Origin of the sequence: Streptomyces sp. NPDC059373 (assembly GCF_042751495.1) — a bacterium.
Lineage (GTDB): Bacteria > Actinomycetota > Actinomycetes > Streptomycetales > Streptomycetaceae > Actinacidiphila.
Window position 1 is genome coordinate 35,445 of record NZ_JBHYXC010000038.1, and the last position, 14,511, is coordinate 49,955.

11 protein-coding genes and 3 pseudogenes are annotated in these 14,511 nt (G+C 70.1%); 8 read left to right on the forward strand and 6 right to left on the reverse strand.

The window, feature by feature from the left end:
- Positions 1 to 616: 616 nt before the first annotated feature.
- Both ACFXJ5_RS33285 and ACFXJ5_RS33290 read right to left on the reverse strand, forming a co-directional pair.
- Entirely contained in the window at positions 617 to 991 is a 375-nt protein-coding gene (locus ACFXJ5_RS33285) for a fic family toxin-antitoxin system, toxin component (protein ID WP_384639529.1), read from the reverse strand.
- Positions 988 to 1,233 (reverse strand): plasmid mobilization protein, encoded by a 246-nt coding sequence (locus ACFXJ5_RS33290; RefSeq protein ID WP_384639532.1) that lies wholly within the window; start codon positions 1,231 to 1,233, stop codon positions 988 to 990. The genes ACFXJ5_RS33285 and ACFXJ5_RS33290 overlap by 4 nt, the downstream gene beginning before the upstream one ends.
- A gap of 751 nt (positions 1,234 to 1,984) precedes the next feature.
- Between ACFXJ5_RS33290 and ACFXJ5_RS33295 the strand changes: the two genes are divergently transcribed.
- From ACFXJ5_RS33295 to ACFXJ5_RS33305, 3 genes and pseudogenes are all read left to right on the forward strand, one after another.
- Positions 1,985 to 3,367 carry a glycoside hydrolase family 3 N-terminal domain-containing protein gene (locus tag ACFXJ5_RS33295; RefSeq protein WP_384639535.1) on the forward strand — a complete coding sequence of 461 codons (1,383 nt, stop codon included), beginning with the start codon at positions 1,985 to 1,987 and terminating at the stop codon, positions 3,365 to 3,367.
- Positions 3,368 to 3,523: 156 nt separating this feature from the next.
- Positions 3,524 to 3,758, forward strand: a pseudogene (locus ACFXJ5_RS33300) (cold-shock protein).
- A 554-nt stretch (positions 3,759 to 4,312) separates the two neighbouring features.
- Positions 4,313 to 5,194: a universal stress protein gene (locus ACFXJ5_RS33305; protein ID WP_384639538.1), complete on the forward strand. Its 882-nt coding sequence runs from the start codon at positions 4,313 to 4,315 to the stop codon at positions 5,192 to 5,194.
- Between the two features lie 230 nt (positions 5,195 to 5,424).
- Here ACFXJ5_RS33305 and ACFXJ5_RS33310 read toward each other — a convergent pair whose 3' ends face one another.
- Entirely contained in the window at positions 5,425 to 5,595 is a 171-nt protein-coding gene (locus tag ACFXJ5_RS33310) for a hypothetical protein (RefSeq protein WP_384639541.1), read from the reverse strand.
- Positions 5,596 to 5,836: 241 nt separating this feature from the next.
- Here ACFXJ5_RS33310 and ACFXJ5_RS33315 point away from each other — a divergent pair, with 241 nt between their 5' ends.
- From ACFXJ5_RS33315 to ACFXJ5_RS33335, 5 genes and pseudogenes are all read left to right on the forward strand, one after another.
- Positions 5,837 to 6,385 (forward strand): GNAT family N-acetyltransferase, encoded by a 549-nt coding sequence (locus ACFXJ5_RS33315; protein WP_384639543.1) that lies wholly within the window; start codon positions 5,837 to 5,839, stop codon positions 6,383 to 6,385.
- Positions 6,386 to 6,563: 178 nt separating this feature from the next.
- A pseudogene (locus ACFXJ5_RS33320) lies at positions 6,564 to 7,107 on the forward strand (PP2C family protein-serine/threonine phosphatase); the annotation flags it as partial.
- Between the two features lie 266 nt (positions 7,108 to 7,373).
- Positions 7,374 to 9,341 carry a calcium-binding protein gene (locus ACFXJ5_RS33325; protein WP_384639546.1) on the forward strand — a complete coding sequence of 656 codons (1,968 nt, stop codon included), beginning with the start codon at positions 7,374 to 7,376 and terminating at the stop codon, positions 9,339 to 9,341.
- A gap of 774 nt (positions 9,342 to 10,115) precedes the next feature.
- On the forward strand, positions 10,116 to 10,892 hold the full coding sequence (locus ACFXJ5_RS33330; protein ID WP_384639549.1) for a hypothetical protein: 777 nt from the start codon (positions 10,116 to 10,118) through the stop codon (positions 10,890 to 10,892).
- 112 nt (positions 10,893 to 11,004) lie between these two features.
- Positions 11,005 to 12,123, forward strand: a pseudogene (locus ACFXJ5_RS33335) (transposase).
- A gap of 13 nt (positions 12,124 to 12,136) precedes the next feature.
- On the opposite strand, the gene ACFXJ5_RS33340 reads toward ACFXJ5_RS33335, so the two are convergent.
- Genes ACFXJ5_RS33340 through ACFXJ5_RS33350 form a run of 3 tightly spaced genes read right to left on the reverse strand, consistent with a single transcriptional unit; the run spans position 12,137 to position 14,424 of the window.
- Positions 12,137 to 12,844: a B3/4 domain-containing protein gene (locus tag ACFXJ5_RS33340; protein WP_384639552.1), complete on the reverse strand. Its 708-nt coding sequence runs from the start codon at positions 12,842 to 12,844 to the stop codon at positions 12,137 to 12,139.
- Positions 12,845 to 12,893: 49 nt separating this feature from the next.
- The gene (locus ACFXJ5_RS33345) at positions 12,894 to 13,541 is read right to left on the reverse strand and encodes an FMN-binding negative transcriptional regulator (RefSeq protein ID WP_384639555.1); all 648 of its coding nucleotides are present in this window, start codon (positions 13,539 to 13,541) and stop codon (positions 12,894 to 12,896) included.
- Between the two features lie 46 nt (positions 13,542 to 13,587).
- A complete protein-coding gene (locus ACFXJ5_RS33350; protein ID WP_384639558.1) occupies positions 13,588 to 14,424 on the reverse strand; it encodes an EamA family transporter in 837 nt (278 codons plus the stop codon).
- Positions 14,425 to 14,511: the final 87 nt, after the last annotated feature.

Here is a 14,511-nt window from a genome sequence, read left to right on the forward strand (position 1 = left end):
ACCAGCATCGAGCCGTGGCAGGAGCCGGGAACGCGCCCGTTCGGTCTCGTCATCGGCTTCAGCAGCGGGAGACGCCTGTGGGTCGGCATCACCAGCGTCTCCGCACCGGGAGCCACCTCCGGAAGACCGATACCGCGGTCCCCGTCGGGACGCCCGCGATCGAGCTGCCACTGCCCGAGCTCTACCAGGACGGGAAGGTCACCGCGGACCGGGCCGAGAGGTAGCTGGCCTCCGTTCTCACCCAGCTCCACCATGCGGAGATCGCCCGCGTCTACGAATACTCGGACCGCCCCTCCCCCGCGACGAACCCCGGCGTGGGCATCGAGCTTCACAGCGGAGCACGGATCCACCTCCCGTTCGTCCATGCAGCCCGGCCCGGGCAGGACCGCGGCCGACGCCCGTACAACCTGCAAGCCACGTTCTGACGGTGCTCACCACCCGCACATCCGTACATGCAGGTCCGGATGGCATCGTGTGATCCGTGCCTGCGAAAGGCTGTGCGGCAGCCGACGGTCGGCGCCGGGCAGTGTTCAGGAGGCACGCGGGAATTCTCGACTCAACAGGTGGGGCACCGCATGGACATCGAAGCGGAGATCGGCAGCACCTACGCCGAGCATCAGCCGGCGATCCACTCCCTGATCTCCTCAGCCACCTGGCGGACACCCAGCGCCTCGCGGTCGATCCGAGCCGCAAGGTTTGCGGCCTGCTTCGGCGCTACGACCACGATGGCGCCGCTGACCGTCAGGTACGAGGCTGCGACGACGGCGCCGAACAGCCCGTTCGCGTACTCCAGCGCCGGGACGCGGATGAGCTGGTGCATGAGGGCCGCGGCCCGGTGGTGCGGCTCGGTGTAGACGGGGGTGTCCATCACCTTGTCTGCGTGCCGGGCGACGGCGGCCGCGAGCGTGCCGAAGTCGGTGATGTCGGGATCCCCTGGGATGTGCTGGTGGGCGAGGTCGAGGAGCCAGGCGCGGTCGATGTGGACGATCACGCGGCTGCCCCACGGGGGCCGTTTTCACGGGCGCCGCGGGGATGGCCGAACTCGTCAGCGAAGGCGTCGCTCCAGGCGTCGGCGAAGTGCGCGCCGGCGGACAGGAAGCGGTGGCGCAGGTCGTTGCCCTCGTCGGCGAGGACCTGCTTCGCGTAATCAGCCACCGTCATGCCGGCGGCCTCGGCCCGTGCCTCGATCCCGGCATAGGCCTCTTCGTCCACCCGGACATTGATCTGCTTCATGCCCACCACTGTAGCGGCCTATACGAGACGCTACACCCTGTCTTTCGGCGGTTTTATCACGCTCGCTCGCGGGCTACGGATGTCCCCGGACACGGCAGTGCCCGGCCGGAGGCGTTCCCGGCCGGGCACCCCGGGGGTCAGCCGGCGGGGTGCCCGGCCGGGACCACCGTCGGGTTGTTCGTCCACGAGGCTGGCGAGGGGCGTGTCCCGGGCGGTCTCCCCCAGCACACCGGTCTCCGGGCGGGGTAGCCGTGCAACCCGGACCGTGGCTGAGGTGGGCAGCGTTACTGCTCCTGCTGGCTGTGGCCGATGGCGGCCACTGTGTCGAGCCAGCCCGCCACCACGGCGGCCACGGCCGGACCGCGATGGCGTCGCCCTCCCCGCCGAGCATGCTGCCGGCTCCGAGGGCGACGGAGAAGCGAGGTGCTCAGGCCGCGAGGCTGCGGCCTCCGCAGGCGGCAAGGATCGTGATCGCCTGCAAGCCGGTTCGGACCGTGACGGGGGAGAGAGCGTTGGTGGTGGTGCCGTCACTGACCGTGCTGCCCGGCTGGAGCGTCGAACGTGGGTGGTTGTCTCGGCATCCGCCGTGGGCCGCAGTGAGGGCCCGAGGCGGACAATGCTTGTGGGCCCCACAGCCCGCTGGAGGACGCACGTGCCCGATTCCGAGACAGCCACGAGCACGCCCGTGCAGGGCTGCCCAGGCGCTCGCGCCCTTTCCATCGACCCACGGAAGACGGAAGGAGGCCCGCAGGTGACGAAGTTCCGATCGATCCTTGTCGGCCTCGGTGTGATCACTCAGCTTCTGCCGGCCACGACGCGGTCGGTCCGCGCACCCGGCGAGGCGAGGCGACGTCGCGTGACGACCGGCGACCTGCGCACCCGCCGGGCCGGACTGCGAGTGGGCGCCGCCGCTTCCGCGGCCGTGCTGCTGGCAGCCTGTGGCTCTGCTGCCCCCAAGGCCACTCTGCGGGGCGGCACTCCCAGATCCTCCTCAACTCCGGCTGCGTCCTCTTCGGTGAGCCGAACCACGACAGCTCCGGCCACAACGACAACACCGACCACGAGGGCAGCACGGGCGCCGGATTCCACCCTCGCCACTCCGGCCTGCACCAACCTGACAAAGCTCGCTGCCTGGTCCAACCGGCGGCTGGCCATGCTGACCATCGCCGTCCCGGTGGCCGAAACCGCACCCGGGAACGCCACCGCCGAGGTCAGCGCGGGTGCCGGCGGCGTGCTGCTCTTCGGCAGCGCCGCGCCGTCCAACCTGGGGTCCCAGCTCACCGCACTCAAGTCTCACGTGCCGGGCCGTCTGGGACTGCTGGTAATGACCGACGAGGAGGGCGGCGGCATCCAACGCATGGCCAACCTCGTCGGGTCGCTGCCCTGGCCGGCCTGGATGGGCCGGCACTGGACTCCCACCCAGATCCAGCAGGCGGTCGCCCGGATGGGCTCCAAGATGGCCGCGGCGCAGGTCAACATGGACCTGGCGCCCGTGGTCGACGTCGACGGCAAGAACGTCGCGCCGAGCCGGACCGACCCCGACGGGTGGCGGTCCTTCAGCGGCAGCACCGCGGTCGTGACGCGGGACGGCATCGCCTACATGAACGGCCTGCGCTCCGCCCACGTGATCCCGGTCCTGAAACACTTCCCCGGGCTCGGCGGCTCCAGCTACAACTCCGACTACGGACCCGCGCACACCCTGCCCTGGTCCACCCTGGTCACAGTCGGCATCCCGCCGTTCACCGCGGCCATCCAGGCCGGAGCCCCGGCCATCATGGTCTCCAACGACACCGTCCCGGGCCTGGCCACCAACTCCGGCAGCCTCTCGCCCTCCACCATCACGTACGAGCTCCGCGGCAAACTGCACTTCCATGGGCTGGTGCTCACCGACTCGCTTACCGCCAAGGCGATCTCCGCCGCCGGCTTCACCGTCCCGCAGGCCGCGGTCCAAGCCTTGCGGGCCGGGGCCGACATGGTCATGTTCGACCTGGTACGCAACGTCAGCGCCGAGACAACCGCGATCGCCTCAGCGATCACCTCCGCGGTGGCGAACGGCCATCTCCCACGCAGCCGCCTCCTCAACGCGGCAGCCGCCGTACTGGCCGTCCGGCACGTCAACCTCTGCCGTTCGTGAGCGAGCGGTTCACCGGCCGCTCACGGATCCTGAGGTGCGCGGTCGGCCGGTGGACCCTAATCGTGGTTCCGAAGTTGTTCGCCCGCGGTCACCTTGCCGCGGGCGTTTTGCTGTCCAGCCTCTCCGGACCAGGGCGATTGACTCCTGACACGCACGGTGCGGGTCCGGACCCCTCGAAAGAGACGGGCATGGCTTGAGGGCACTGTGAAGTGGTTCAACAGCGAGAAGGGCTTCGGCTTCATCGAGCATGAGGGCGGCGGACCCGACGTTTTCGCCCATTACTCGAACATCGCCGCCTCCGGCTTCCGTGAGCTGCAGGAAGGGCAGAAGGTCGAGTTCGATATCACGCAGGGCCAGAAGCCCGCAGGTGGAGAACATCCGCCCGCTGTGACCCCAGCGCGCAGGAGCCCGGCACCGTGGCGCGTGCCGGGCTCGAACGCGTTACGGATCCGCATGAACCTTCCCCTGCCGGTAGGCCTCTTCTGCCGGCATTCAGGCGAGCAGGTGCGGGAGTCGGCCCGACCGGACGTGCTGGGCGCGCCGCAGACCTCGCACAGATGCCCGCCGCCCCTATTGCCGTAACGGCCTGTCCTTCATCGCCTCGCTAAGGGTAGGAGGAGAACAGCAGTCCCCCGCCGCGGTCAGAAATTGAGTCACAAAGGAGGCCGCTCGCTGCCAGGGCGTAGGCGTCACCGAACCCGAATCCACCGACTCACCTCGATAGTGATCGTTTTCGGCGATCGGACTCTGCATTCTCTGACGCCGGCTGACCGCTACCGCCGCAGCGGCGAGTGGCACCCGTCTGCGGACGGGGCCAGTCTGGGAAGCAGGCAGAAGTGCGGGAGTCGGGACGACGCGGCGCGTGGCAGGCCTCGGTTTCCTCCCGAAGATCCCGGTGGTGGTGAAGGACGGCAGACCCGGGCCGAGACGACCGCGGAGGAGACGATGACGGAATCAGGACGTCCACGGATCGTAGTCGGCATCGATCCCGACCCGTCCAAGAGGATGGCGCTCACCTGGGCCGCCGACGAGGCAGACCGGCGCCACCTGCCGCTGCACCTGGTACACGCCCAGGGACGGCCGACCGGCGGCTACCGGTCGACGGAGGTGCGGCCCTCCTGGGAGGAGTGGAACCGCGCGCTGCACACGAGCGGAGAACGCACGCTCAGTGACGCGGTCGCGTTCGTCGAGGACCGCCACCCGGACGTGGAGGTGTCGGGCCTACTGGCCGAGGGCGACCCGGCGTGGGTCCTGCGCGAGCAGGCGCAGGGAGCCGCAGCGGTCGTGCTCGGCTCACGCCTGCTGTCCGCGATGGAGGAGCTGTACACCTCCACCTCCATCGCACTGCCGGTCATCGCGCACGCAACCTGCCCGGTGGTGGTCGTACGCGGCCCCGAAGACGCCACCCAGCACCCCCCGTTCTTCGTGGTCGGCGTGGACGGCAGCCGACACTCGGCAGCCGCCGTCGACTACGCCTTCGAGGAAGCGACCCTGCGCGGGGCCGCGCTGCGGGCGCTGTACGTCTGGCACCCGCATCTCCTCGGGCTCACGGACGAGCAAGCCGCGCAGCAGGAATGCCAACGGCTGCTGTCGGAGACCGTCGCCGGGCGCAACGCTGCCCACCCGGACGTGGAACTGCACCACGAGGTGGTCCGCGGCCACCCCGTGCAGGTCCTCACCGAGGCGGCCGAACACGCGCTGGGCCTCATCGTGGGAACCCGTGGGCTCGGCGGCTTCACCGGCATCCTGCTCGGCTCGGTCAGCCAGGGCGTACTCCACCACGCACAGTGCCCGGTCATCACCATCCCCCACCCCGGAGGCGAGTAGCGAGAAGCCCCCTCGCTGAGCCTGCCAACTGCGGTCCGACGTTTCGCTGTGACAAGGAGTCCAAACAGCCCAACGCGGTCCGACCCCACGATCGGGATCGAGCGCCGTCCGGCACCGCCGGTGCCCCACGAAGGCCGTGGTGGCTGTGCGCGAGGGATTGCCTCCTTGCCGGTCAGGTCGTGGCCGCGATCACTTCGAGAGCGGTGGAGTCGCGGCCGAACAGGGCGCGCTCATCGGGTGACCCAACGGCGGAACCGCTTGGTCAGCGCGGGCATCACGATGAAGACCAACTCCGACCACAGAAACGCCTCCCGAAGATCAGCGGGGCTGGGCAGCGGCAGCGGCTTGGGAATCGAACCCAGCCAACGCTCGATCGGAGGCTGCCCGGTCTCCGAGTGCACGGTGCGGTGATAGACCCGCTGCGCGGTGAACTTGCGGGTGTGCGGTGGGGATATCGGGGGCCGGGGACGTGGGTTCGAGCGTATGAGCGCAGGGTGGGGCAAGGAGTGGACACCAATCAGTGAGGCGGGATGTTTGGCTTGTCGGGCCCGGCCCCGTTGGTGAGGGTGAGGCCGTGGGCCGGTGTGGTGATCGGCTGCCGCGTCTTGATCGCTGTCGAGCCTGCTGGCTAGGTTGGTCGGCATGACTGACCCCAGACCCCTCGCCTGGCCACCTGCCCCGATCAAGACCGAGCGGCTCGTACTCCGCGAGTCCGAGGCCCGGGACCGTGCGGCGGTCATCGAGCTGAACGCCTCGCCAGAGGTGGGCACCTACCTCGGTGGCCCTCGACCGCGTGCTGAGCTCGAACGTACGGTGCCCGAGGTACCCGGGCGGCGCCCTGGCTTCTTCGTGGTCGAGCTCGACGGAGCGATGATCGGCACGATCCAGCTCGACCCGCACGCCCCCGAGCGTCCGGGCAACCGCCGTCTGGAGGCCGGGGAGACCGAGCTCGGATACTTGTTCCTGCCGGAGGCGTGGGGACGCGGGTACGCCACCGAGGCGTGCACAGCGGCGCTCGACTGGTTTGCCGGCGCGCTGCCCGGTGAGCCGGTGGTGCTCTACACCCAGACCGCCAACGCCCGCTCGATGCGCCTCGCGGCGAAGCTGGGGTTCACCGGGCTGGAGCGGTTCGAGGCGTACGGTGCCGAGCAGTGGTTTGGCGTGTGGTCTTCGGTCACGCCGCCCGCTTGAGCTCGTGCCCGGCAGCACAACGGATCTACAAGGCCGCCGAGCGGTCGTCGGCCCCAGGCCAGGCAGTACCGGCATCTGTCTGGATGAGGGGACGGTGCGGTCACGTCAGCGGGAGGGACCGGCCCCTCGGGCGCCCGCGGCGTGACTCCGTGAGCCTGCCTGGAGGCTTGCCGTGGGGCTTCCTGTCGTCAGCAGGATCGAGCGGAGCCTGGCACGCAACCTGGGCTACGACGACTTCGTCACCGCCATCGTCGCCGGATACCCCGGATCCGGGCGCCTGGAACTGGTCAACTGCGGACACGCCTTGCCGCTGCTGGTTCGCGATTCCGACGTCCTGGCCGGCGAACCGACCCATCCGGCTCCGTCGCTCGGGCTGCGTGCCCTCACCGGCGAGACCCCGAGTTTCCAGGCGCTGCTCTTCGCCGACGGTGACCAGCTGCTCCTCTCCACCGATGGCGTCACCGAGGCCCGCAACCGCGGTCGTGAGTTCTACCCGCTCGTCGAGCGGGTGGCGCAGCATATGTCGGACGAGCCGTCCCGTACCCTCGCCGCGCTCCACGACGAACTGCTGACGCACGTCGGCGGTCGGGCTCCACGACGACGCGGCGCTGCTCCTGCTCCGGAAACCGGCTCTTGCCTGCTCTACGTCCGCATCGGTCAACGGGTCGGCTATTACCCAGCCGAGGCACCTTGAGGCGGCCGTGGAAGACGTTCCGTTGTGACAAGGAACCGCGCTCGCGTTACGACGTACGAGTGCAGATGACGCCCGATCGGCTCACTCGCGTGGCGTGGCGTCTTGACTCTGGATTCACCTGATGGGGGCCGCAGTTTCTGGCTGCCGCACCAGCCCCTTCACGCTGTCCTAAGGAGTCATCCCATGAAACCCACGCCGAAGCTGAGCAGCCTCTGTGCCGGCGCAGCTCTCGTCCGCCGTCTGGCATTAGCTGCTGAACGACGACGCCGGTCGCGCGTCGGCCTCGCTGGGCTGATGGCTGCTTCTGCGGCCATGGCGCTCGTACTGGCCCTGCCCGGAGTCGCGCTGGCGGCCCCGGGCGATCTGGATACCGGCTTCGGCGCCGCCGGCAAGGTGCTCACCGATGTCGGCAGCGGCGCGGACGAGGCTCACGGCGTAGTGGTGCAGTCCGACAGCAAGATCGTCGCCGTCGGTCGTGGCAGCGGCTCGAGCGGCTCCGACGACTTCGCGCTGACCCGTTACAACACCAACGGCAGCCTCGACACCGGCTTCGGCATCGGCGGCAAGGCCATCACCGACATCGGGGGCGGGGGCGGCGCCGACGAGGCTCATGGGGTAGCGCTGCAGGGCGACGGCAAGATCGTCGTGGTCGGCCGTAGTGAGGACGTGGTCGAAGGTGGCTGCTGCTGGTTCACGCTGGCCCGCTACAACACCAACGGCACCCTGGACACCGGCTTCGGGACCGGCGGCAAGGTCACCACCGACTTCGGCCAGGACGGCGCCGCAGACGGTAACAGCGTGGCGGTGCAGGGCGATGGCAAGATCGTCGCCGCCGGCCTGACAGGCGGCGACTTCGCGGTGGCCCGCTACAACACCAACGGCAGCCTCGACACCGGCTTCGGCACCGGCGGCAAGGTCACCACCGACTTCGACAACGGCGCCGACGCGGCCAACGGGGTGGCGGTGCAAAGTGATGGCAAGATCGTCGCCGCCGGCTACACCGGGAACAGTGTGGGCAACTACGACTTCGCGCTGGCCCGCTACAACCCCAACGGCACCCCCGACACCACCTTCGGCACCGCAGGCAAGACAACCACCGCCTTCAACGGCTTCGAAACAGCCAACGGAGTGGCGGTGCAGTCCGACGGCAGGATCGTCGCCGCCGGCCACACCGGCACGAGCGCCGGCGGCAGCGACGACTTCGCGCTGGCCCGCTACAACGCCAATGGCACCCTCGACACCGGCTTCGGCACCGCAGGCAAGACCACCACCGACTTCGGCGCTGCCGACATCGCGTACAGCGTGGCGTTGCAATCCGACGCGAGAATCGTCGCCGCCGGCCGCAGTGCGGGCGGCACCAGCAATTTCGCGCTGGCCCGCTACAACACCAACGGCACCCTCGACACCGGCTTCGGCACCGCAGGCAAGACCACCACCGACTTCGGCGGCTTCGACCAAGCCTTCGCGATCGCCCTGCAGTCCGACGGCAAGATCGTCGCTGCCGGCGCCAACGGGGACGGCGGCGATTTCGCACTGGCCCGCTACCAGGGCGGCGCCGGCACACCTCCTCCCCCCACCGGAGTGGACGTGTCCGTCACCAAGACCGGGCCGGCCACGGTCAGCCTGGGCGACCAAGCCACCTACACCGTGACAGTGACCAACAACAGCACCACGTCGTCGGCCACCAACGTCACGCTCGGCGACACCCTCACCGGCCCCGGCACCCTGGTATCCGCCACACCCAGCCAGGGCACCTGCACCAGGACCTCGACCAGTGCCACCTGTGTCCTGGGCACTCTCGCGCACGGCGCCCGCGCCACCGTAACCGTCGTGGCCGAATCCAGGACCACCGGCACCATCTCCGACAAGGCCACCGTCACCGCGGCGGAAACCGACCCCACGCCGGCCAACAACACCGCCACCGCGAACAACACCCGCGGCTGCACGATCGTCGGCACCAACGGCGACGACTACCTGGTCGGCACGAGCGGCAACGACGTGATCTGCGCCCTCGCCGGCAACGACTTCATCAACGCGGGCGGCGGCAATGACATCGTCTTCAGCGATTCCGGAAACGACCGGGCCGACGGCGGCTACGGCAACGACACCCTCTACGGCGGGCCCGGCAACGACATGCTGATGGGCAACTATGGCGACGACAGGCTCAACACCGTCGACAACGTCTGGGGCAACGACGCGGCCTTCGGCGGCCCCGGCTTCGACACCTGCACGACCGACCCCGGCGACACCTGCGGCGGCTGACACGACGATGCCCTGACTCCGTCGGACCACCAGCTCGGCGAACGCGACTCCTGGTGACCAAGGTTGATGAGACCGAAGATCACCAAGTGGGGTCGCGTTCGCGTGGCTCGCTGCTGTGCCGCCGGTTGGGCGAAGACCGTGGTCAACGGCCGGCTGACGGTGACTCCACGATGGGCCTGTCGGCCGGGCTCGGCATCGGTCCACGTTCCGGAACCGAACCCGTAGCCACCGAAGCGGCCCGACCCGTCCGCCGTCGCCGAAAGGGCCTGCTGCCCCAGCTTGCCGACAACGGCGTCAAGGACCAAGTCCGCCCCCGGCCGCCGGTGGCGTCCCGGACCTGGGCCACCTGGTCCGCGCTCGAGACGCCTCCGGCCCCGGTGGCCTTCACCGTGGATCCGCGCACCACGACGCGCCCAGGCCCGCCTGGCTCAAGCACGGCGACGAAGGCGTAGGGCCGGCCCGGAATGAACTGCGCCGTCTTCGCCCGGCCAAAAACGTGGCACCGGCGCCCCCTGGCGTACCGCCGGCACCCACGCCGTCGTCAGTCCAGCGGCTGACCGGCCGGGGCCGACCCCTGCGCGGCCGGTGGCCGAGAAGCGTCCCGCGCGGGACGGTCAGCGCCCGCAGTCCAACCTCCTTGGCAGTGCGGGGCCGTAAGGTGTGGTCGGGGGTGGGGGCTCCGGGCCGGCGCACGGGAGCGGCGCGGGCAGGCGGGTCCCGTCGAAGCACCGCCGTCCCCCGGCGGACCGAGGACACCTGCCGGAGGGGGCGCGTGTGATCACCGAGCCGGAGATGTGGGAGGAGCCCCGACCGGGGCGGCCCGCGGACGTGTTGAGCGACGACGACCACGCGCCGCGGCCCCCGCGGCGCAGGCCGTGGCTGTGGGCGCTCGGCGGCGTGGTGGCGGCCTCTGCGCTGTGGGCGGCGGTCCTGCGAGGCACTGATGACGGCCGCGCCCCGGCTCCCGACCTGCACGGGATGCACCTGGGCCCGTCGCCGTGCACCGCCCTGAACCTCGAACCCCTCACCGACAGCGTGTCGACTGGGCGCATAGAATCCCTCGACCCCGAAGTCCGCACGGGCCCGGCGCTGGACCACGCCTCCTGCTCCACCATCTCCTCGATACCGGGCGACAACGGCTGGGCAGTCACGTACGGCGTCGTGGTCACCGTCGACCTGCACAAGAAAGCCGATCCACGGGGCGAGTTCGTCGACACGTACCACCCGAGGACGCTGTCGCAGAGCCCGCACGACGTCTACGTCTCCGACACGCAGTTCTACCCCGTGCCCGAGGTGCGGACCCGGCCCTACCCGGGCCTGGGCGACCTGGCGTTCCTCACCGGCGGCGTCAACCACCAGACCCTCAGCGTCCTGTACGGCGGGGCCACGCTGTCCCTGTCCCTCTACGCCGTCAACGTCTGGGGCGGCCTGGGCGAGATACCCAAGGACGCCGACGGAAAGCCTAGTTTCCCCCCGGTCGTGGACAGCACCGCCCTGATCCCGGTGATGGCGAGGACGCTGGGCCACCTGATGAGGGTGCTGGCGCGCTGACTTGTTCTCTGTCTTCCGGCCTCGAACGACGTCTCGAACTGGGTAACTCACCTGGGGTTCGCCGGACGTGGGGGCGGCCTTCGTCTGATCATGCGCTCCGGCCAAGGTGCACGTGACCACGACGAGGGCCGCGAGGGTGAGTCCGCTGCCTGATGCTGTCCGCAGGGAAGCGTTCGCGGAAGCATCACGCTTCCGGGGAAGGCGAGTTCTAGGAGTGTCTGACCGCTCGGTGCGACGAGTTGTTCGAGCTGGTGGACGCGGTGCTGTGTGCGGACGGTGCCGTGAAGTCCGTGGTCGATCCGACGCTGCTGCCCGAGCATCGTCGTGGGCACGGAGCGATGTACGGCGGCCTGAACCACGGCCGGATCGACGGCGATCGGCTGCGGACCGTGCTGGCCGGGATGTCGCTGCCGATTTTCGACGGTGGGCGCCTGGTGCTGGCGGTCGATGTGTCACCGTGGCTTCACTCGGACGCGCCGTGCTCGGCTGAGCGGCTGTTCTGCCACTTCTTTGGCCGGGCGAAGACGGCGTCGCAGTTCATTCCGGGCCGGCCCTGCTCCTTCGTCGCCGTGCTTGAGCCGGGCGCCACGTCCTAGACCGCAATCCTGGACGCGGTGCGGCTGGGACCGGTGGACGACGCGACCGCGATCACCGCCGATCACCTGCGGGGTGTCGTCGAGCGGCTCATCGCCGCGGGCCAGTGGCAGGACGGGGACCCGCATATCGTGATCGTCAGCGATGCCGGTTACGACGTCACCCGCCTGGCCTGGGTCCTGCGAGACCTGCCGGTCGAGCTGGCCGGCCGGGTCCGCTCCAACCGCGTATTGCGTCTGCCGAAACCACCGAGGATGCACGGCGTCAACGGCCGACCGCCCAAACACGGCCCGGAATTCCGCTTCACCAAGCCGGAGACCTGGCCCGAGCCCGCGATCACCGACGCGGCGGACTGCTGGACCTGGATCCTGATCGTCGCCCACACCCAGCTCCGGCTCGCCCGTCCGCTCGCCGAAGACCTCCGCCGGCCCGGGGAGAGACCCGCCACCCACGACCGGCTCACCCCGGCCTGGGTCCGCCGGGGGTTCAGGAACATCCGCGCTCGCCTGCCCGCGCCGGCGCCGGACGGCCGCCCGGCGCCAAGAACAAACACCGGGCACCCCGCTACGACGTCGGCAAGACCGTCAAACGCTCCGAGACCCTCAAGGCCCTCGGTAGACCTGGCAGATCCTGGTAGATAAAGAACAAGCTCAGGCAGTGGCCTGGGGTTGTGCCGGGCTGAGGTAGTGCACGGCGGTCTGTGCGGTGTGCGGGGCGAGCAGGCCCTGCAGTTCGTCCGCTGCGACCTTGAGGAGGTCGCCGTCGCGGGTGGCGTGGAGGGTTTCGAGGACGAAGGCGACGTGGGCGGAGTCCTCGGTGACGCGGGTGCGGTGGGCGTCGCGGTGGTTCCAGTGGCGGGTCAGGACGCCGGTGGTGTCCGCGTAGATGATTTCGCCGGGCTTGGGGTTCTCGGTGGTGTCGGGTTCGCCGAGCGGGGTGAAGGACTCGGTGCCGTCCGCGTGGCGGATGTCGACGTCGCCGGTGACGTGGTCCAGGTCGAAGGCACCAGCGGGCAGGCCGTGTCGGACGGAGACGGCGTTGTAGGAGTCGACGGCCGGGTTGATGCGCGGCATGGTCCCCTTCTTGGCGAGGCGGCGGCCGAGCGCGTCGACGCTGGGGCGGATGCGGCGGGGGTTGGTGCCGAAGGAGCGATAGGCGGTGTGCCAGGCCTCGATGCGGGGGTCGGTCTCGTCGGCGGGGTGCCAGGTGCCGTCGGCGAGCTGTTGCTCCAGGTCCTCCAGGGCTGCGGTGGTGTGGGGCCAGGGTTCACGGCCGCGCACGCCGGCGGCGGTGACCAGGGCGATGAGGGTGTCGGGGAAGGCGTCCGTGACGGCGGCGGTGAGGCGGAGGGCGGGCATGGGCGAGGGTTCCGTTTCCTGCGTGCGGGAGGGGGAGGTGGGGCAGGGGTCAGGGCTTCCAAGGGCCGATGCGGTCCAGCCGGCGGCGCTGCTGGCGTGCGCTGGACATGTCGAGGCCCTGGCCGCGTGCCGTGAGGCGATCGGCGACGGCGGTGCGGTACTCGACGGACTTGTGGTCGTCGTACTTGAACTTGGCCAGGACGTCGGTGACCTCCAGGCGCAGACCGCGGATGCCGGGCAGCATCCGGCCGTAGGGCGGCTGGTCGACTACGACGGGGGCGTGGTCGCCTTCGGGCTGGAAGTGGGCGAGCTGGCGGCGCAGCAGCTCGACCTTGGCCTCGGGGTCGTCGACGACATGGGCGCGGCAGGTGAACTGGACGGCTGTGTAGTAGCTGGTGGGGACGCCGTCGGTGGGCGGAGTGTCGGCCTTGGCACGCCAGGGGCCGGGGATGAAGGCGTAGTCACCCAAGACGGTGAAGAGGACGTTCGGGTCGTTCTCGATCGCCTTCCAGACCGGGTTGGGCCGGGCGAGGTGGATCAGGAGATGGTTTCCGTCGCTGGTGAAGTGGGTGGGCACGGCGACGGGCGGGTGGCCAGGCAGGCCGTTGACGCTGAGCTGTCCGAAGTCGTGGCCTTCGGCGATCCAGGTCTGCCATTCGGCTTCGTCGAGGCTGGCGTCCCAGGGCTGGATGAACATGCTGATCTCCTTGCATCGTCGGCTGTGGGGTGGGCTACGGGGCTGCTCAGGTCAGGGCGAGGAGGCTGACGGCGACGGCGGCGGTGCCCAGGCCGACGAGCTGGCCGCGGTGGATGCGTTCGGCGAGCACGGTGCGGGCGAGCAGGACCGTGCCGGCCGGGTAGAGGGCGACGATCACGGCGACGACGGCGAGGTCCCCGCTGCGAGCGGCGAACAGGAACAGCAGGTTCGCCACCGAGTCCAGCACACCCGCGGCTGCCGACATCGCGTACGAGGGCCGCTCCGAACCCAGCCTCCGGTACGTCACCCCCGCCGCGGCCAGGGTGACGGCCGAGGAAACCGCCCGTCCCACGATCAGCGGCGCCACCCCGCTGTCGGACGGCGCCTGGTGCAGAAAGATCAGCTGAAGGGCGATGGCGGCGCCCGCACCGAAGGCCAGCAGCAGCACCACCCGTGAGGGGCGCGCCGACCCGCCGCCGTGTCCGGCGCTGACCAGCACTACCGCCACCAGCGCGAGCGGCAGCCCCACCAGTCCGGCGGCGGCCAGATGCTCGCCCTGCAGAAGGCCCACACCGACCGGCAGCATGGCGGAGACCAGCGCGGTTATGGGCGAGAGCACGTTCATCGGGCCGATCGCCAGCGTGTGGTAGAGCAGCGCGAACGCGGCGGCCGAGGCGACCCCGGATGCGGCACCCCAGCCGAGAGCGTCGGCGCTGAACGAGGCGCCGAGCACCGGCCACAGCAGCAGCTCGACCGCGAGTGAGGCCGGGGCCGCGATCATCACGGTACGCAGCACATGAGCCTTACGGGCGCCGAGACCTCCGAGGAAGTCGGCGCACCCGTAGGCGAGTGAGCTGCCCAGGGCCAGCAGCAGAGCGATCACGGTACGTCCCTTACTATTCAATGGAACGACCAAATCGTACAACGGATCGACCGTAGGGGTCAACCAAACGACCGCACGGTGCATTCC

What these genes read in the sequence shown, in the direction of transcription:
- ACFXJ5_RS33290 (WP_384639532.1), bottom strand. Translation starts at nt 1,233, where the DNA reads ATGAAGCAGATCAATGTCCGGGTGGACGAAGAGGCCTATGCCGGGATC.
- ACFXJ5_RS33305 (WP_384639538.1), top strand. Translation starts at nt 4,313, where the DNA reads ATGACGGAATCAGGACGTCCACGGATCGTAGTCGGCATCGATCCCGAC.
- ACFXJ5_RS33315 (WP_384639543.1), top strand. Translation starts at nt 5,837, where the DNA reads ATGACTGACCCCAGACCCCTCGCCTGGCCACCTGCCCCGATCAAGACC.
- ACFXJ5_RS33325 (WP_384639546.1), top strand. Translation starts at nt 7,374, where the DNA reads ATGGCTGCTTCTGCGGCCATGGCGCTCGTACTGGCCCTGCCCGGAGTC.
- ACFXJ5_RS33340 (WP_384639552.1), bottom strand. Translation starts at nt 12,844, where the DNA reads ATGCCCGCCCTCCGCCTCACCGCCGCCGTCACGGACGCCTTCCCCGAC.
- ACFXJ5_RS33345 (WP_384639555.1), bottom strand. Translation starts at nt 13,541, where the DNA reads ATGTTCATCCAGCCCTGGGACGCCAGCCTCGACGAAGCCGAATGGCAG.